The sequence below is a fragment of the Bradyrhizobium guangxiense genome (genome assembly GCF_004114915.1).
In the GTDB taxonomy this organism is placed as follows: Bacteria; Pseudomonadota; Alphaproteobacteria; order Rhizobiales; family Xanthobacteraceae; genus Bradyrhizobium; species Bradyrhizobium guangxiense.
Window position 1 is genome coordinate 4,041,265 of sequence record NZ_CP022219.1, and the last position, 16,256, is coordinate 4,057,520.

The 16,256-nt window shown below is 63.7% G+C and carries 18 protein-coding genes and 2 tRNA genes; 10 read left to right on the forward strand and 10 right to left on the reverse strand.

From position 1 onward, the window contains the following. Window positions 1-12 precede the first annotated feature (12 nt). Window positions 13-510 carry a GAF domain-containing protein gene (locus X268_RS19335; RefSeq protein ID WP_128926394.1) on the reverse strand — a complete coding sequence of 166 codons (498 nt, stop codon included), beginning with the start codon at window positions 508-510 and terminating at the stop codon, window positions 13-15. Beyond that, a complete protein-coding gene (locus X268_RS19340) occupies window positions 507-1,865 on the reverse strand; it encodes an MFS transporter (RefSeq protein ID WP_128926395.1) in 1,359 nt (452 codons plus the stop codon). Before X268_RS19340 ends, X268_RS19335 begins: the two co-directional genes overlap by 4 nt. Window positions 1,866-1,976: 111 nt before the next feature. Here X268_RS19340 and X268_RS19345 point away from each other — a divergent pair, with 111 nt between their 5' ends. Both X268_RS19345 and X268_RS19350 read left to right on the forward strand, forming a co-directional pair. After that, entirely contained in the window at window positions 1,977-2,900 is a 924-nt protein-coding gene (locus X268_RS19345) for a LysR family transcriptional regulator (RefSeq protein WP_128926396.1), read from the forward strand. Between the two features lie 281 nt (window positions 2,901-3,181). Then, window positions 3,182-3,685, forward strand: a complete 504-nt coding sequence (locus tag X268_RS19350; protein WP_128926397.1) for a T6SS effector amidase Tae4 family protein — start codon at window positions 3,182-3,184, stop codon at window positions 3,683-3,685. A gap of 429 nt (window positions 3,686-4,114) precedes the next feature. On the opposite strand, the gene X268_RS19355 is transcribed toward X268_RS19350, so the two are convergent. After that, window positions 4,115-4,200 (reverse strand) — tRNA-Tyr (locus X268_RS19355). 207 nt (window positions 4,201-4,407) lie between these two features. On the opposite strand from X268_RS19355, the gene rlmB reads away from it, so the two are divergent. Beyond that, a complete protein-coding gene (rlmB, locus tag X268_RS19360; protein WP_164937813.1) occupies window positions 4,408-5,238 on the forward strand; it encodes a 23S rRNA (guanosine(2251)-2'-O)-methyltransferase RlmB in 831 nt (276 codons plus the stop codon). 106 nt (window positions 5,239-5,344) lie between these two features. Here rlmB and X268_RS19365 read toward each other — a convergent pair whose 3' ends face one another. Both X268_RS19365 and X268_RS19370 read right to left on the reverse strand, forming a co-directional pair. Then, complete coding sequence (locus X268_RS19365; protein ID WP_128926399.1) at window positions 5,345-5,824, reverse strand: hypothetical protein; 480 nt, start codon at window positions 5,822-5,824, stop codon at window positions 5,345-5,347. 43 nt (window positions 5,825-5,867) lie between these two features. After that, window positions 5,868-6,341 carry a hypothetical protein gene (locus X268_RS19370; RefSeq protein WP_128926400.1) on the reverse strand — a complete coding sequence of 158 codons (474 nt, stop codon included), beginning with the start codon at window positions 6,339-6,341 and terminating at the stop codon, window positions 5,868-5,870. A gap of 284 nt (window positions 6,342-6,625) precedes the next feature. On the opposite strand from X268_RS19370, the gene X268_RS19375 reads away from it, so the two are divergent. Next, window positions 6,626-7,105, forward strand: coding sequence for a hypothetical protein (locus X268_RS19375; protein WP_128926401.1), 480 nt, complete (start codon window positions 6,626-6,628; stop codon window positions 7,103-7,105). Window positions 7,106-7,271: 166 nt separating this feature from the next. Continuing rightward, window positions 7,272-7,346: transfer RNA gene (locus tag X268_RS19380), tRNA-Thr, on the forward strand. A gap of 212 nt (window positions 7,347-7,558) precedes the next feature. Here X268_RS19380 and X268_RS19385 read toward each other — a convergent pair. From X268_RS19385 to X268_RS19395, 3 genes are all read right to left on the reverse strand, one after another. Continuing rightward, window positions 7,559-8,338, reverse strand: a complete 780-nt coding sequence (locus X268_RS19385) for a sulfite exporter TauE/SafE family protein (protein ID WP_128926402.1) — start codon at window positions 8,336-8,338, stop codon at window positions 7,559-7,561. Between the two features lie 134 nt (window positions 8,339-8,472). Next, on the reverse strand, window positions 8,473-8,799 hold the full coding sequence (locus X268_RS19390) for a rhodanese-like domain-containing protein (RefSeq protein ID WP_245477555.1): 327 nt from the start codon (window positions 8,797-8,799) through the stop codon (window positions 8,473-8,475). A gap of 20 nt (window positions 8,800-8,819) precedes the next feature. Next, on the reverse strand, window positions 8,820-9,152 hold the full coding sequence (locus X268_RS19395) for an ArsR/SmtB family transcription factor (protein ID WP_128926403.1): 333 nt from the start codon (window positions 9,150-9,152) through the stop codon (window positions 8,820-8,822). A 93-nt stretch (window positions 9,153-9,245) separates the two neighbouring features. Between X268_RS19395 and X268_RS19400 the strand changes: the two genes are divergently transcribed. After that, the gene (locus X268_RS19400; protein WP_128926404.1) at window positions 9,246-10,130 is read left to right on the forward strand and encodes an MBL fold metallo-hydrolase; all 885 of its coding nucleotides are present in this window, start codon (window positions 9,246-9,248) and stop codon (window positions 10,128-10,130) included. Window positions 10,131-10,169: 39 nt separating this feature from the next. Here the strand turns inward: X268_RS19400 and X268_RS19405 are convergent, their stop codons facing one another. Both X268_RS19405 and X268_RS19410 read right to left on the reverse strand, forming a co-directional pair. Then, window positions 10,170-11,483 carry an ATP-binding protein gene (locus tag X268_RS19405; RefSeq protein ID WP_128926405.1) on the reverse strand — a complete coding sequence of 438 codons (1,314 nt, stop codon included), beginning with the start codon at window positions 11,481-11,483 and terminating at the stop codon, window positions 10,170-10,172. Further along, window positions 11,480-12,142 carry a response regulator gene (locus X268_RS19410; RefSeq protein WP_128926406.1) on the reverse strand — a complete coding sequence of 221 codons (663 nt, stop codon included), beginning with the start codon at window positions 12,140-12,142 and terminating at the stop codon, window positions 11,480-11,482. Before X268_RS19410 ends, X268_RS19405 begins: the two co-directional genes overlap by 4 nt. Before the next feature lie 103 nt (window positions 12,143-12,245). On the opposite strand from X268_RS19410, the gene dsbD reads away from it, so the two are divergent. From dsbD to X268_RS19430, 4 genes are all read left to right on the forward strand, one after another. Beyond that, window positions 12,246-14,072 (forward strand): protein-disulfide reductase DsbD, encoded by a 1,827-nt coding sequence (gene dsbD / locus X268_RS19415; RefSeq protein WP_128926407.1) that lies wholly within the window; start codon window positions 12,246-12,248, stop codon window positions 14,070-14,072. Between the two features lie 40 nt (window positions 14,073-14,112). Further along, the gene (locus X268_RS19420) at window positions 14,113-14,748 is read left to right on the forward strand and encodes a DsbA family protein (RefSeq protein ID WP_164938161.1); all 636 of its coding nucleotides are present in this window, start codon (window positions 14,113-14,115) and stop codon (window positions 14,746-14,748) included. Window positions 14,749-14,834: 86 nt separating this feature from the next. Further along, window positions 14,835-15,503: a L,D-transpeptidase gene (locus X268_RS19425; protein WP_128926409.1), complete on the forward strand. Its 669-nt coding sequence runs from the start codon at window positions 14,835-14,837 to the stop codon at window positions 15,501-15,503. 51 nt (window positions 15,504-15,554) lie between these two features. Beyond that, window positions 15,555-16,250, forward strand: coding sequence for a VIT1/CCC1 transporter family protein (locus X268_RS19430; RefSeq protein WP_128926410.1), 696 nt, complete (start codon window positions 15,555-15,557; stop codon window positions 16,248-16,250). Window positions 16,251-16,256: the final 6 nt, after the last annotated feature.

The following is a 16,256-nucleotide window of genomic DNA, read 5'->3' on the forward strand; positions in this document are numbered from 1 at the left end:
TTATTCCCGGGGTCAGGACGGAGTGAGCAGCGCGGGCAATGCGAGCTGAGCGAACGGAAGGCAGGCGGCGACATCGTCCTCGCCGTACCAGCCCGCCTCGTGGAGCAGGTTGAGCGAGCCGAGCGTGCGCCCGCGCCAGCGCACGGGCATGTTGAGCACGCTCTCGCAGCCGAGTGAAGCGATCAGCTCGTGATCGGGAAACACGTTGCGCAGATCCTCGATCGTGTAACCGACATAGGCTTCGCCGCGATCGAGCACGGCCTCGGTCCACGGGCCAGTGGTCAGGCGCTTGCGCCCGCCCGTCGGGTAAGGTCCGGGACGGTTGGAATAGATCCGCGCGGCTTCCCCGCTGCCGTCATCATAGGTCAGGATCGTGAACAGCTTGTGCCCGATCGCCGATTTCAGAGCCTGATCCAGCGCCGCGAACAGCGCCTCCGGCTGATCCACCCTGCCCTGCGCCGCCGCCACGGCGCCGAGTAGCGGATCGGCCCGGCGTGTCGCCTCCCTCATGCGACTTCGCCCGCGGCGATGTCTTCCAGCGAACGGCCGCGGGTCGGCACGCCCATCACCACGACGGTCAGTGCGCCGATCAGCAGGACGCTGGTGGTGATGCCGAACACGCCGGCAAAGCCGAAATTGGGATAGAGATAGCCGACCAGGATCGGCGAGACGATGGCGCCAATGCGGCCGATCGCCGAGGCAAGCCCGGCGCCGGTCGTCCGCACCGGCGTCGGGAACACCTCCGCCGTATAGGCGTAGACGCCGGCATAGGTGCCGTTCATGAAGAACGACAGCAAGATCCCGGCGACCATGATGTGCTGGTCGCTCTGCGCGAAGGCGAGCCCGAGCGCGCTGACGCCGCCGAGCACCATGTAGCACGCGATCGTCGCCTGCCGGCCGATGCGCTCGTTGAACCAGGCTGCGCTGAAATAGCCCGGAATCTGCGCGCAATAGATCGCGATCGAATAGGCAAAGCTCTTGGTGATGCTCATGCCGTTCTGGACCAGGAGGCCGGGGATCCAGACGAAGAAGGAATAATAGCTGAAGGTGATCGCGAGCCACATGATCCAGGTCATGATGGTGATGCGCGCCTGCCGCCCCGCGAGCAGTGCGGCAAAATTGGCAAGCAGTGTTCCCCCTGCGACGGGCGGGCTGACGACATCGACGACCGGCTGCGGCAGTAGCAGCCCCTGGCGCGCGAAGCCGGCTTCGATCCTGTCCAGCACCGCCTCGGCTTCCTTCGCCCTGCCCTGGCTTTCGAGCCAGCGCGGCGATTCCGGCAGCGCCCTGCGCCACCACAACAGCATGACGACCGGCACCGCGGTGATGACGAGCACGATGCGCCAGCCATTGTCATAGGCGGGCACGATGAAATAGCCGAGCAAGGCCGCAGCGACGAAGCCAAAGGAGAAGAAGCCGGCCAGCGCGCCGGTGAAGCTGCCGCGGAAGCGCCGTGCGACGAACTCGGCGAGATAAGGCGCGATGATCGCGCTCTCCGCACCGGTGCCCATGCCGGCGACAACGCGGGCGGCGAAGAAGGACGGCCAGCTGTCCACCGCCGCGCTGACGATCGATGCCGCACAATAGAGCGCCAGCGCCGACATCATCACCGCACGACGGCCGATCAGATCGCCGAGCGTGCCCGCCAGCAGCGCGCCGAACAGGAAGCCGATATAGGTGCTGCTGCCGAGCACGCCGATCTGCACGCTCGTCAGATTCCACGCCGTGCGCAGCACCGGCAGGATGAAGGCCAGCACCGCCGCGTCCATCGCGTCGAACATGTAGCCGAGCCCGCCCATCAGCAGCAGATGCGTGTGGAAGCGGGCGTACGGAAGGCGCTCGATGCGCGCCGATATCATCGACATGAAAGTCCCCTTCGATTTTCACGGCCCGGCGCGCCGCTCGGGAGGGAACCATAGACAAAGTGACATTATCGTCATAATTTATAATCATGATCTGATATATCACTGTGGTGAATGCTTGTGTCGTTCCGCGCGCTCGACCTCAACCTCCTGAAAGTCTTCGAGGCGCTGATGACCGAGGGCAGCGTCACGCGCGCCGCGAATGCGCTGCGGATGACCCAGCCCGCGGTCAGCAACGCGCTCGCGCGGCTGCGCGACGCGCTCGGCGATCCCCTGTTCGTGCGCGCCGGCACCGGCATCCGCCCGACCCAGCGCGCCGTGGTGCTGTGGGAGCCGATCGGCGAGGCGCTGGAAAGCGTCCGCGGTGCGCTCGACGAGCAGGTGTTCGATCCCGCACGCGCGCAGACCGAGTTCAGCCTGTCGATGTCGGACTACGTCTCCTCGCTCGTCATGCCGAACCTGCTCAGCCATTTCGGCAAGATTGCGCCGAAGTCGCGCGTCCACACCGTGCCCAATACCGTCGTCGAGATCGCCGACCAGCTCGAGGACAACAGGGTGGACTGCGTGCTCAGCGTCTATGTCAACGAGGCGCAGCAGCCGGCCGCCATTCGCTCGCGCTCGCTGTGGACGGTCGACTACGCCTGCTTCATGCGGCGCGGCCATCCGCTCGCCGCCCAGAAACGGCTGAGCACGCGGACCTTCCTCAGCGCAGGCCATGTCGACGTCAGCCTCGCCGGAAAGACGATGCCGTCCTACGACTTGTTCCTCGCCTCGCGCGGGCTGTCGCGCAACCTGGTCGCGACCGTCAATCATTATAGCGCGGCCTACGAGGTCGTGCGCCAATCCGACCTGATCGCCGTGCTGCCGAGCGATTTGCGCTCGCAATCAAGGCATGCGCCGCTCCTGCACGCCATGCCGCTTCCGCTTCGTGCGCCGCCGCGCATCGTCAGCCTGTTCTGGCACCAGCGCAACGACACGGTGCCGGCGCAGCGCTGGCTGCGCGAGACGCTCGTCGCGATGTTCGCGGAGTCCGACTGAACACGCGGGGCGCCGAGCCCGACACGATCCCCTTCCCTCAATAGACAGGCGCAAGTTGCGCCCACAGAGGCCGCAGGTGCCGACGATACCAGCGAGCTGGATTGGCTCTGCCATTCCGGCCACTCTTGGAAGACAGCGAAACAGGTGGCGGGTTCGGACACTTCGGCAAAAGCCATTGACCAACCCAACGGCTAAGGCAAGATAACCGAACCCACAATTGTGTGCACACGCATAACCCTCTCATCGAACACCCGCTAAGGGTCCAACGGCAAGGGGAGATCATGGGCTTTATCAATATCGGCTACAGCGCTTTGCTGGCTAAACATCCGAGCATGACCGACGATTTCAAGACAATGATCAACGGCCCCATAAAGAAGTTTCACGACGAACCAGGGCACAAGAATACGTGCGCTTCGAAAATCAGTTGGGCATTCAACCATGTCGATGGTCACTATATCAATTGCGATGGCGACTATGGAAAAGGTGGCGTGCTCGTCAAAAAAGTTCGGGTTCTTATGGACGACGACGGTTGGGAGTATATTTTTTCAACGCTCGATCTTCGGCAGTACCTCAATAACAGGTACGGCTCCGGACAGATGTTTTCGAACACGTCTAAAATAGGGAGCCGGAACGGGGTGATCATATTTGAACCGACAGACACCAGTACCATCGGCCATACTGACATCTGGGTAAATGGACAGATACACGATGCTGACATGTACTATGGCAGTTGGTATTCGGCAGTGACAAACGACAGGGTCTTTTTTTGGGACCTCAATTCGTAATGGCGACTGAAAAGCCGCCGATGCAAGCCGGCTCCCGGCTCATCAGCATTTGACATGGGCCGCCTGACCGCATGGGATTAAGTTCGGCATTTTTCCAGATTGGAGATTTCAGCCTAACTGGAGTTGGGCAACGGGTATGATGCAGTCACAATCTCTAGAGGCGGCCGCTTCTTGGCGAATGGCCCGGCCGGCGGCTGGCTTCAATATTTCTTGGAGGCGACGGCCTGCTGCTGATCGGAAAAGGCAACCTACGTCGAGAGCTCCTACCGAGTGATTTTGACCTGGAGCAACGTCCACCAGCATGTGCTTTTTGAGTCGCGCGAAAATCAGACGTCAGGTCGACGCAATAGCTTGACAGTCTTCGCTAGCTTCGCGTGACGACGATCTTGGCTGGCTTGCCTCGCCGTAGCTCGCGAAGCGAGCGAAGGCTGGGGGGGGAGGCAGGACTCGAACCTGCGAAGCCATGAGGCGGCTGATTTACAGTCAGCTCCCTTTGCCACTCGGGACACTCCCCCGCTCGACGGCAGCACAATCGGGCCGGACCTTGCCGGCGGACCGAAGACGGCCATGGAACGTGAAGGCCGCGACAGCCCGGATGGGGGCGCGACCGGGCGCGTTTATGGGCGAAGCGGTGGGGCAAAGTCAACCGAGGCGAACAGCTAAAATCACCCTAGCGGGCACTCAAATTGCCATATTCGGGGACCCGTGACACAAGCGAGCCCATGAAGGATCGAAAATTCACCCCAAGGGGTCCTCGCGGCGGGGCTAAGCCCTTCAACAGGCCCGGAAAATCGGCCGGCCGGCCGGCCTGGCGCGACCGCGATTCGCACCCCGACGGACCCGTCATCCTCTATGGCTGGCACACCGTCACCATGGCGCTGGCCAATCCCGCGCGCCGGATCCGCAAGCTGACGCTGACCGAGAATGCGGCCCGGCGGCTTGCGGAAGAGAACATCGAAACCCGCCTCACGCCTGAGATCGTTCGGCCTCAGGAGATCGACCGCCTGCTGTCGCCCGACGCGGTGCATCAGGGGCTGCTCGCCGAGGCCGATCCCCTGCCCTCGCCCGATATCGAGACCCTGAAGCAGGAGGGCATGGTGCTGGTGCTCGACCAGATCACGGACCCCCACAATGTCGGCGCCATCCTGCGCTCGGCTGCCGCGTTCGCGGTGAAGGCGATCGTCACCACCGCGCGCCACAGTCCGGAAGCGACCGGCGTGCTGGCCAAGGCCGCCTCCGGTGCGCTCGAGCTGGTGCCTGTTGTCACCGTGCAGAACCTCGCCCGCGCGCTCACTGCGCTGAACGAACGCGGGTTCCAGACCGTTGGGCTCGACAGCGAGGGCAGCGAGGATCTGTCGGAGGTCGCGTTGCGCGAGCCGCTGGCACTCGTGCTCGGCGCCGAAGGAAAAGGTCTGCGGCAATTGACTCGCGAGACCTGCAGCGTCGTGGCGCGGCTCGACATGCCCGGCGAGATCAAGAGCCTCAACGTGTCGAATGCCGCCGTGCTCTCGCTCTATGTCGGCGCCAGCCGGCTGGGGCTGATGAAGCGGTAGAGCACGATCCGGAGAAGTGCGAAGCGGTTTTCCGCGCTTTAGACAAGACAAAGCGCCCGTCCGCATCATGCGAACGAGCGCTTTGCAGCTTTCAGCCGGTCAGGGATCAGTAGTAGCGGCGCAGCGCGCGATGGCCGCCGTAATAGGGCGCGTGGCGGTGGGCGTAGCCGTAACGCGGACCGTAGCCATAATGCGTGCGCGGCAGGTAGCCGTAGCGCGGGCCGTAGCCGTAGCGGTACGGACGGTAATACGGGCGGTGATAGGGAGCGACAGTGGCGCGATAGCCATAGCCGTAATTGGCGGGCGCGACGACCGCGTCTTCACGGTAGGTCGGATAAGGCGCGAAGGCGCCCGGGCCGGTATAGGTCGGGCCCTGGTTGACATAGTAATACTGCGTGGTCGGCTCGGCGAGACGCTCATAGGCACCATAGCCATAGCCGTAACCATAACCGCCGCAGCCGGTGTTGCAGCCGGAATAGACCGGCGCAACCGGCGCGCAGGTGGTGAAGCCGCAGGCCGCAGCGGGCCCGGTGGCGGCGAACATCACGGCAGCCGCCGCGACCAGACCCGAAATCATTTGACGCATTACTCTCTCCTGTTGATTTCTGTTTGTTGGATTTTGACGTTTCTCAACCCGGCGGCCTGCCGGGCTCTTGGACATGGGGCCGAGGCCGCGGACGCTCGTTGATCTCGGGCGCAAGGATCACCGCCGGCGGATTGACGGGGACGTCCATCTGCGGCGGCAGCGGCGCCGATTGCGCGCCCCAGCTCTGGTAATAGCTCTCGGCGGGCTTGGGCAGTTTGCGGTTCGCGGGCGGCTCGACCTCGAGCCGGCCATAGCCGGGCCGCAGTCCCAGCGTCGGATAATAATGGCCGACATTGTCGGGCTGCCGCTCGGCGACGTAGCGCCCGCCATAGATCGTGGGCTGCACCTGCTGGTTCTTGCCGAGGCCCCAGACACCCTCGACCACGGCGTAGGACGCGTCGATGTTGTTGATGATGATCGGCACTCCCGGACGGCCGGGAACGACGACGTCGAAGCCTCCCGCAAACGCCGTCGCAGGCAATCCGATCAGGCAGGCGGCGAGCGCCATAGCGCGCATAAGAAGACCCCGGTTATTCAGGCGGCAACCTAACCGATCGCGACGCAGAGAGGGTTAAGGCCCGCTCACCAAATTCCGGTAAGCCTAATGTGTAAGGATCGCGCGCCGCTCAAATGCTGCAGAGCGAGCTAGCGAAGCGTTAACGGCGCAAGGCCTCGCCGCACGGAACCGTGCGGTGCGCTCACATCCGTTTGACCGTCCGCTTGCGAAAATCCACAGGTTGCACCGGAACGTCCGGCGCCTTCGGCGTTTAGCCCCCGTCAACAAAATGGGAGCCAACAACCATGAACATCAAGCTTCTCGGGGCCACGGCGCTTGCGGCGACCATGCTGGCCGGCTCTGCTATGGCGCAGGCGGTCGTCACCAATCCGGGCCGCTGCTCGGCGCAATTCCCCAATGCCAACTGCCAGAATCTCGGCCCTGGAAATCCGTACACCGACAGCGGATATCGTCATCGCCGCGTGTCCTATCGCCAGGCCAATTCCTATCGTCAGAGCAGCGGCGACTGGAATAATGACTGGAACAGGAGCCGTACCGGCTTCTGGCCGACCGACGTCGCGGCTGGCGTAGCCGGCGCGGCGATCGGTACCGCTGGGGCGATTGCGACCGCGCCGTTCCGCGCTTGGGACAATTCCTATGCCTACGACAATCGGTGGGACAACCGCGGCTGGGACACCCGCACCTACGCCCAGCGCAACGGCTTCGTCTGTACGCCCGGCACCTGGTTCAAGGGCGAAGACGGCCGCCGGCACATCTGCCAGTAAGGCGATCCAAATCGAAAGCGCGACGTCAGGCGGCCTTCAGGGCCGCCTGATTCATGTCCGCGAGGGCGGCCTTGGGTTCTGGCACTTTCCGATCAAGTCTGGTATTGCGGCGCGCACGGGTGGACAGCCCCGGCCCATGCCGGCCCTGCCCGCGTTTTCAGGCGTCGCCGGCTTAGCTCAGCGGTAGAGCAGCGGTTTTGTAAACCGAAGGTCGGGGGTTCAATCCCCTCAGTCGGCACCAGTATTTTCAATAGCTTAGCACAGAAATGTAGCCCGTGCTTTTCACCACACACCCTTGCCAATAGACCTTGGGGATACAACGGGCTACATTGAAGCGATAAACTTCGTTCCGACCGCCGCCCCCTGCAAGCACTCGATGAATGCTTGGAAAACCGGCACAACAGCAGTTGTCTCTCGCCGGACGGCTCTGAGAAGCAGACCACTGGTAATCCGTCAAATGAGGCCTAGGCTGCGGACCAGCATGTAGATCGCAACCGCGAATATGAGCGCCGCAAACACGGTGTTCAACGCGCCCTTGTGGCCAGCAAGGGAAGTTGCGGAGCGGGCGCCGAGAAGCCCTCCAACAACGCCGCCGACGATGAACAGCCCCGCGAGAGACCAATCCACCAGGCCGGACACAGCGTAGTTCGCCGCAGTTGTCAGCCCGAACACGGTGACCGCCAGGAGAGAAGAACCCACGGCGTACAAGATCGGCATGCCGGTGGCGGCGATCAGAGCGGGCACGATCAGGAAGCCGCCGCCAATCCCGAAGAAGCCGGACAAGGCTCCTGTGGCGAGGCCCAAGCCCGCAAGCTTCGGCAGATTTTCCCGGTTGAGTCTCACCGAGGGCTCCCCCTCGCCGGAACGGCCCCTCAGCATCAGCGCGCCCACCGCCATCATGACGATCGCGAACAGCGCGAGAAGATTCTGACCATCGACGATCTTGCCGAGAGTGGAGCCAAGAAAGGCGCCGGCTATACCAGCGAGCGCGAACACCGAGGCGCAGCGCCACTTCACGTTGCCGGCGCGGACGTGGTTCGCCAGGTTGGCGGCGGCATTCGCCGCAACCGCGATGGCGCTGGTCCCGATCGCGACATGAGGATCCGCGACCCCGACCAGATAGATCAGGAGCGGAACGGCCAGAATCGACCCGTCGCCTCCGACGAGGCCGAGCGAGAAGCCGACCAGCGAACCGGAGGCTACACCAAGCGCGCCTTGGGTCAGGGATAGCATCGTGCGTTCCTCAATTGCCATCAGGCAGCCACCGCACCTGGTAGTCCGGCAATGCCAAGGCGATCACATCAAGGCGGCCATAGGGCAGGTCGTAGCGACGATCAGTCCGGCGCCGAGGAGGTCGAGACCTTGGCTCAACGGCGCACGCTTTCAACCGGCAGCCCCGCCTTGCGCCATGCATCGAGTCCGCCTGCCACGATGAAGGCTTCGCAGCTTCCGTTCAGTTTCGACGCGAGCCGCGACGCGTTGATCTGTGTACGGGCGCCGCTCTTGCAGTGGAAAATGACCTGCTTACCCTGATGCGCCGCAAGATCGGCCTGATCGAGCTTCGACAGAGGCAGGTTTCGAGCGCCCACGATCCGTTCGCGGGCATGCTCATCCGCTTCGCGGATGTCGATGAGGATAGCGCCCTTCTCGACGAGATTACGCGCCTGTGCTGGATTGATTGCGGGTAGCGACATTCTTGGCTCCTTCTGTTGGCTTATCTGCGCTTCGCTCTGACAGGCGCGCAAAATAGCCTGTAGAACGTGGCGAAGAGTTGCTCGATACGCGGATCGGCAATGCGATACCAGAGCGTTTGGCTCTCCCTGCGGAACGCGACGAGCCCCTCCTCGCGCATTTTCGCAAGGTGCTGAGACAGGGCCGATTGCGACAGGCCGACGGCTTCAGCGAGGGAACTCACGTTGTCCTCGCCGCATTCAACCAGCCTGCACAGGATCATCAACCGACGCTCATTGGCCAGCGCCCGCAAGATGGCGGCAACCTCGACGGCCTGCTTCTCGAAGGTTTCCGGATCAAACGTTGGGGACGCCATCGGTCCATCTCCGTTACTTTAGATATTGCTTATTTAGCTATTGCTAATATATCCGTCAAGACAACCGGACGCTGACATCAGGAGGTTCCAGACATGTCACGACCCATCATCCGATCATTCTTCGACGAGCCGACCAACACGGTGAGCTACCTGGTCGGCGATCCCGCAACGAAAAAGGCCGCCATCATCGACCCGGTGCTCGACTACGACCACAGTTCGGGCGAGGCGGACACGCGATCCGTCGAGGCGATGCTGAAGGCTGCGGAAGATGCCGGCAACACCATCGAATGGGTGCTGGAGACGCACGCGCATGCCGACCATCTCTCGGGCGCGCCGTTCATCAAGGCAAAGACTGGCGCGAAGATCGGCATCGGGGAGCACATCAAGGACGTCCAACGCATCTTCCGGCCGATCTTCAAGGTTACCGACTTGAAGACCGACGGCAGCGATTTCGATCATCTGTTCCGCGACGGCGAACGCTTCAAGGTCGGCGAACTCGAGGTCGAGGTTCTCTATACTCCGGGGCACACGCCGGCAGACATCTCCTACAAGATCGAGGATGCGGTGTTCGTCGGCGACACTTTGTTCATGCCCGACTACGGCACCGCGCGCGCCGACTTCCCCGGCGGCGATGCTCACAAGCTTTACCGTTCCATCAAGCGGCTGCTGGCGCTGTCGCCGGAAACACGACTGTTCATGTGTCACGACTACAAGGCGCCCGGCCGTGATACGTTCGCGTGGGAGACCACGGTACGCGAGCAGCGCGAGAACAACGTCCACGTCAAAGACGGTGTATCGGAAGACGAATTCGTAGCGATGCGGCAGGCGCGCGACACCAAACTGTCGGCACCGAAGCTGCTGCTACCTTCCATTCAGGTCAACATCCGCGCCGGCAAATTCCCGCCGGCCGAAGCCAACGGGGTGCGCTATCTCACCATCCCCGTCAAACTCAAGGGCGGCGCGCAGACCTGCGTGTAGGCCCCAGACGATCGTTCATGCCGCGGCACCGGTCGCTGATCAGACGTCGAACGTCAGCTCCGACCGAGTGCCGCTGCGCCCTTCGCGGTTCGATATGGTGAGTTTCGCTCCCACCTTGGCGAGCGCGAGCTTGACGATGGCAAGGCCCAGCCCACTTCCGATCGGGCTCCTCAGTCGACCCCGGAAGAAGCGCTTTCCGATTTGATCGAGTTCGTCGGCGGGGATCCCCGGCCCTTCGTCCTCGATGGCGATGGCATTACCCCGGGCCATCCAGACGACCCGTCCCTCGCTCGTGTACTGCATCGCGTTTTCGTGCAGGTTCCGCAGCGCGAGCTGGAGGCAGTCGGCATTCGTATTCAGCACCATGGCCCGGACGCTGGCGTCGATCGTCACCGTCGTCCGTTCGTGCCTGGGAGTGGCGGCGACGATCTCCTCGAGAAGCGGACCGACCGCGACCGGCGCCAAGGGTGCATCGACCGTATCGGAGTCCAGCCTTGCGATTGTCAGCAGTTGGCGCACCAGGCGCGTGCTCCTGTCGACGGCTGTCACGATCTGTTCGAGCGCCGCGCGCACGACCTTGGGGTCGTCTGCGGCCAGAGCCACCTGGGCCTGCGTCTTCAGTCCTGCCAGCGGCGTGCGCAGTTCGTGCGCCGCGAAGGCGGTCACTTCGCGTTCATGCCTACGCGCGGCTTCCACTCTGCTGAGAAGGCCATTCAGGGCGACCGCGAGCGGCCTGACCTCGGTCGGAGCGCGTTCGGTTTCGACGTGCCGCATGTCGTCCGGCTCGCGCGCACCGAGGTCCAGGGCCATCTGCCGCAAGGGACGAAGACCCTGCCCCACGCTCGCCCAGATCGCAGCGCCGAGCAGCGGCGCGATGAGAAGCGCCGGCCACATCAGCCCCTTGATCAGGTCGGTCCCCAGCCGCTCCCGCAGCCCAACACGGTCCCCCACCATCACGCGCAGATTGTGATCGGCATCCTCGACCGAGAACACGCGCCAGGGTTCGCCGTCGATGATCCGGTCCGAGAATCCTGAGGCGGCAGGTGAGAGCTGCTGATCGGGTGCGCCGCTCGATTTCGCGACCATGCGGCCATCGAGAGACCAGATCTGGCATGACAGTTGCCGTTCGTAGCTGCCGAGGGGCTGCATCGCGGCGGATGTCGAGGCCCCGGGAAGAGCATCGAAGCCGGACGCCAGAGAGGCCACCATGCGCGCGGCCTCCTGCAGGCGCGTGTCGAGAACATGCTCCACTTCGTCACGCGTTCCGACGTAGATCCAGATGACCGCCGCCAACCAGACAATCCCGGTCGCTGCGAGCAGCATCGCGAACAATCTCAGTCTCAGGGACCTCATCGGCCCGTCCCCATCCGATAGCCTACGCCACGCAGCGTCTGAATCGCGTCTTTGCCGATCTTGTTGCGGAGATTGTGAATGTGGACCTCGACGGCATTGCTCTCGACGTCTTCCTGCCATCCGTAGAGGCGCTCCTCAAGTTCGGCGCGGGAACGAACCTGCTCCGGACGCTCCATCAGAGCCGCCAGGATCGCGAACTCGCGGCGCGACAGGTTGATCGGCTCGCCCGCGACGGTGACGGAGAGATCAGCAGGCGAGAGCACGATGGCGCCGTGGGTCATGGCCGGAGCCGCACGACCGCCTTCCCGGCGGACAATGGCGCGCAGGCGCGCTGCCAGCTCATCGAGATCGAAGGGTTTCGCCAGATAGTCGTCGGCACCGGAATCCAACCCCAAAACCTTGTCGCCAACGCTATCACGCGCGGTCAGAAGCAGCACGGGCGTTGCGTCGCGCCGACTCCGGAGCCTGCGCAGCAGATCTAGACCGCTTCCATCCGGCAGCATGATATCGAGCACGACCGCGGAGTAGCGCGACGCCGCAAGCGCGTGGTCGGCATCCTCGCAGGTTTCGACTGCGTCGACCGTCGCACCCGTCAACGACAGGCCCGCCCGCAGACCGTCGGCCAGGATCGGATCGTCTTCGACGACAAGTATGCGCATCAATACCTCCGAGGTTCCTCTCGGTCGCCAGCCTTAAGGCTGGCTTAAGGTAGCCTATCCAAGCCGCGGCATCCGCTCACAAAACGCAGGGCCGCCGCCCAACATGCCGGGCTTTCAGCGACTATCCATCTTATTGTTCGTTCTCATGTTACCGCTCGCGCAGGCGGAGGCGGGAACGCCGCCTCCCGCCGACAAGGCCTTCCAATTGAAGGTTTCGCGCGGCGACGCGGGGCTGTCGCTCACGTGGGTGATAGGGCCGGGCAGCTATCTCTACCGCGCAATGATCGTCGCCAAGAACGCGATGCCCCCCGGGACCCCTGTGTCGGTCCAGACTCCCCAAGGAGAACCGAAGGACGATCCCGATTTCGGGCCGCAGCAGATCTATCGGAATTCCGCCAAAGCCCAGATCCCATCTGCCGACTTGCGAGGGCTGCGCGAGATCGCAGTGACTTATCAGGGCTGTGCGGAGCAATACCAAATCTGCTACCCGCCGGTCGCCAAGACGATCGACCTGCAGACCCTGGCAATCAAGGATCGAGACGAAAACGGCGCGACCTCATCCGGATCCTCGTCAGAGTTCGTGGACGCGCCGGACGTCGCGGGCGGATCGGACCATCGCCTTTCGACGAACGCCGCGCCAAGCCCTGACCGGGACATCTCCTCCTGGGTGACGCTCGGCGGCATGCTGGTCTCGTTCTTCGGATTCGGAGTTCTGTTGTCGTTCTCACCCTGCACCTTCCCGCTGGTGCCGATCTTCTTTGGCTTGATGGCCAGGTCGCAGGACCATCTTTCGTTCGGTCGCGGTCTCACCCTGGCTGCGATGTTCGTCGGCGCGTCGGCGTCGGCCTACGCGGCGCTCGGCGCGTTCGCCGCCTGGTCCGGATCCGCAGACAACCTGCAGATCCTGCTGCAGACGCCGATCGCGCTCGGCGCAATGAGCGCCGTTCTCGTCATCCTCTCGCTATCCATGTTCGGCCTGTTCGAAATCCAGCTGCCGGCCGCCTTGGTCGGGCGGATATCGGGCGCGGCCTCCGAAGGCAGGCGCGGGCCGTTGGCCGCCGCCGCCGTTCTCGGATTCGGATCGGCGCTGATCGCCGGCCCCTGCGTGACACCTCCGCTCGCAACCGCCCTGCTGTACGTCGCGCGGACCGGCGACGTCGTGCGTGGCATGTCTGCCCTTTTCGTATTCGGCGTCGGCATGGGAATGCCGCTTCTGGTCTTCGGGGCGCTGGGCCCCCGCTTTCTGCCGAAACCTGGGCCCTGGCTCGTCCGCGTCAGGCATGCCTTCGGGTTCATCCTGCTGGCCGTCGCGATCTCGATCTTCTCTCGCGTTTTGTCGCAGCAGACCACGCTGCAGCTCTGGGGCGCACTCGCGACGGGCGTCTCCGTCTATTTCGGAACGCAGTTCCTGATGGCGCACGGCCGATGGCGCTTCGGCTCCATGGGTCTGGCCACCATCGCGCTCCTGATCGGTTCGGCTCTGATGATCGGATCGGCAGGCGACGACAGCCTCGACGCCACCCGCATTCTCGATCCGTTCGTGACGCGCGAGACCGCATCCGAAGCACCAGTCCGGACGATTCGATCGGTCGCCGCGCTGCACGAAGAACTCGCCGCGGCCCGCACGGACGGAAAGCCCCTCTTGCTCGACTTCTCGGCAGAGTGGTGTGTCGAATGTCGGGTCATGGATGCCGTCCTGCGAACGCCTGAAGTACGTGCGCAGCTGCAAGATTTCAGAATGGTTCGTGCCGACGTGACCGTCGTCGACGAGGCGAGTCGAGCCCTGATGAAACGCTTCGACATCGTCGGACCGCCGACGATCCTGCTGTTCGGCACGCACGGAAATGTCGATCCCGCGGTCAAAATCATTGGCGCCGTCGATGCCGCAGCCCTGCTCGGAAAACTGACGGCGGCCGCCGCGGCCGACTGACCTCAACTCCCAGAATAAGGAAGACAACATGCTTCGGCATATCTCCAGACGCACGCTCGCCCAGATGATCGCCGTCGCGGGCATCCGCTACATGGTCGGCCCCGCGCACGCAGACGACGCTCCCACCGAGGCGGACATTTCGCGCGAAGCCATCCTCTACGATGCGGCCGCGCCCACCGCGGGCAACCCGAAGGGCGATCTGACGATCGTGGTCTTCTTCGACTATAACTGCCCCTTCTGCAAACAGGCGGAGCCCGAACTCGAGCGGCTGGTGAAGGCCGACGGCAAGATTCGCCTTGTCTACAAGGACTGGCCGATCCTCACGCCGGATTCGATCAAGGGTGCGCAGTGGGCGCTGGCCGCGAAGTATCAGAACCGCTACGACGCCGCGCATCTCGCGATGATGGGAATTCCGGGGCCGAAGATACCCGCCGAGCGGATGCGGGAGGCGATCGCGAAGTCCGGGGTCGACATGGATCGTCTGGATGCCGATCTCCAGGCCCACGGCGACGAAATCACCAAGCTCCTGCGACGCAACCTGGCCCAAGCCGACTCGCTCAGGCTGATGGGCACGCCCGCCTACATCGTCGGTCAGTACCGCGTGACGCAGGCACTGAACTACGAAGGCTTCAAACGCGTCGCCGCCGACGCGCGCGCCCGCGCAGCAAAGAAGTGAGCAACGGAGCCGCTCTTAAGCCTGGCTTAAGCTGCGGATCGAGACTGGTCCCACGCGCGCCGATGGGCCGTACCAAGGGAAGAAAGATGACGCTTCGAAAGCAATGGGCCGTCTGTGCTGCGGCATTGTTTCTGCCGGCGGCGTTGGCAGGCTGCGTCTCCGACTCGGACATCATGCGCAAGGCGGCAGCCGCCACTTATGCCCCGGCGTCCGCGCCACGATATGGCGCGGTCTCAGACGGCGCCTACACCATTGCGGCTGTTCCGGCGGGCGACCTGAAGGCCCGCTACATGCGTCAACTCGTCGACGATCCGACCGGACAGCCGGCCGGGACCGTCGTCGTGGATCCGAAGAACCGCTTCCTCTATCTGGTTCAGGAAGGCGGCAAGGCCCTGCGCTACGGCGTAGGTGTCGGCAAGGCCGGCATGGCCTGGTCGGGCACCGCCAATGTCGCGATGAAGCGCGAATGGCCGCGCTGGACACCCACGAAGGACATGATCGCCCGCGAGCCGGACAAGTGCATCAAGTGGGCCCGAGGCATGGAGGGCGGCACGCAAAATCCGCTCGGCGCGCGTGCTCTCTATCTGTTCAGGGATGGCAAGGACACGCTGTACAGGATTCACGGCACCAATGAGCCGTGGTCGATCGGCCAACCTGACCGTCGGGCATGGTCGTGCCGCATGTCCTCGGCGTGCGGATCGCGAGCTTCAAGCGTGGCTTCCATGATTTCCGGCCGCAAGAGGGCTGCCGACTGAGCGGCTCTCTTCGAACTTGACCGCCAAACTCTACCGACCAGGAGCGCTCCTATGCCCGTCACCCCGCACGTCGAAAAGCACTTTACCGCTTCCGAGAGCGTCCGCGACGTCGTGATTGGAATGGCCGATGGCCTCACGGTGCCGTTTGCCCTGGCCGCTGGCCTGTCGGCCGCAGTGACCAACACGGACGTCATCGTCACGGCGGGGCTCGCCGAAGTCGTTGCCGGTGCAATAGCGATGGGGCTCGGTGGGTATCTCGCCGCACGTACGGACGCCGAGCACTACGCAGCCGAGGAACAGCGCGAGCATCAGGAAATCGATCATCTGCGCGACCGGGAGACCGAGGAGGTCGAACGGATCTTTCGCGAGTATGGTCTCCAAGGCGATGCACTACAGTCCGTCGTTGGCGCAATCTCGTCAAACCGACAACGATGGGTAGATTTCATGATGCGCTTCGAGCTGGGCTTGGAGCGGCCCGATCCGAAGCGAGCGCCCATCAGCGCCGCCACGATCGGAGGGTCCTACGTTGTCGGGGGCTTGATTCCGCTGGTGCCCTACATGTTCACCCAGAATATAGGAACGGCGCTGCAGATCTCGGTCGCTGCGACCGGCGCCGCCCTGCTCTGCTTCGGGGCCGTCAAAGGGCAGTTCACCGGCGTCAACAGGATCAAGTCGGCGCTGCAAACTCTGCTCGTCGGCGGATTAGCCGCAGGTGCGGCCTATTGGCTCCCGCATTTGTTCGGCTAGATTGTC

Bases quoted from the DNA above. Each gene is read 5' to 3' on its own strand.
- X268_RS19390 (WP_245477555.1), bottom strand. From the start codon at position 8,799: ATGTCGCTACCCGCAATCAATCCAGCACAGGCGCGTAATCTCGTCGAG.
- X268_RS19385 (WP_128926402.1), bottom strand. From the start codon at position 8,338: ATGCTATCCCTGACCCAAGGCGCGCTTGGTGTAGCCTCCGGTTCGCTG.
- X268_RS19365 (WP_128926399.1), bottom strand. From the start codon at position 5,824: ATGCGTCAAATGATTTCGGGTCTGGTCGCGGCGGCTGCCGTGATGTTC.
- dsbD (WP_128926407.1), top strand. From the start codon at position 12,246: ATGCCGGGCTTTCAGCGACTATCCATCTTATTGTTCGTTCTCATGTTA.
- X268_RS19345 (WP_128926396.1), top strand. From the start codon at position 1,977: ATGCTTGTGTCGTTCCGCGCGCTCGACCTCAACCTCCTGAAAGTCTTC.
- rlmB (WP_164937813.1), top strand. From the start codon at position 4,408: ATGAAGGATCGAAAATTCACCCCAAGGGGTCCTCGCGGCGGGGCTAAG.
- X268_RS19370 (WP_128926400.1), bottom strand. From the start codon at position 6,341: ATGCGCGCTATGGCGCTCGCCGCCTGCCTGATCGGATTGCCTGCGACG.
- X268_RS19350 (WP_128926397.1), top strand. From the start codon at position 3,182: ATGGGCTTTATCAATATCGGCTACAGCGCTTTGCTGGCTAAACATCCG.
- X268_RS19410 (WP_128926406.1), bottom strand. From the start codon at position 12,142: ATGCGCATACTTGTCGTCGAAGACGATCCGATCCTGGCCGACGGTCTG.
- X268_RS19340 (WP_128926395.1), bottom strand. From the start codon at position 1,865: ATGTCGATGATATCGGCGCGCATCGAGCGCCTTCCGTACGCCCGCTTC.
- X268_RS19430 (WP_128926410.1), top strand. From the start codon at position 15,555: ATGCCCGTCACCCCGCACGTCGAAAAGCACTTTACCGCTTCCGAGAGC.
- X268_RS19425 (WP_128926409.1), top strand. From the start codon at position 14,835: ATGACGCTTCGAAAGCAATGGGCCGTCTGTGCTGCGGCATTGTTTCTG.
- X268_RS19335 (WP_128926394.1), bottom strand. From the start codon at position 510: ATGAGGGAGGCGACACGCCGGGCCGATCCGCTACTCGGCGCCGTGGCG.
- X268_RS19395 (WP_128926403.1), bottom strand. From the start codon at position 9,152: ATGGCGTCCCCAACGTTTGATCCGGAAACCTTCGAGAAGCAGGCCGTC.
- X268_RS19375 (WP_128926401.1), top strand. From the start codon at position 6,626: ATGAACATCAAGCTTCTCGGGGCCACGGCGCTTGCGGCGACCATGCTG.
- X268_RS19400 (WP_128926404.1), top strand. From the start codon at position 9,246: ATGTCACGACCCATCATCCGATCATTCTTCGACGAGCCGACCAACACG.
- X268_RS19405 (WP_128926405.1), bottom strand. From the start codon at position 11,483: ATGAGGTCCCTGAGACTGAGATTGTTCGCGATGCTGCTCGCAGCGACC.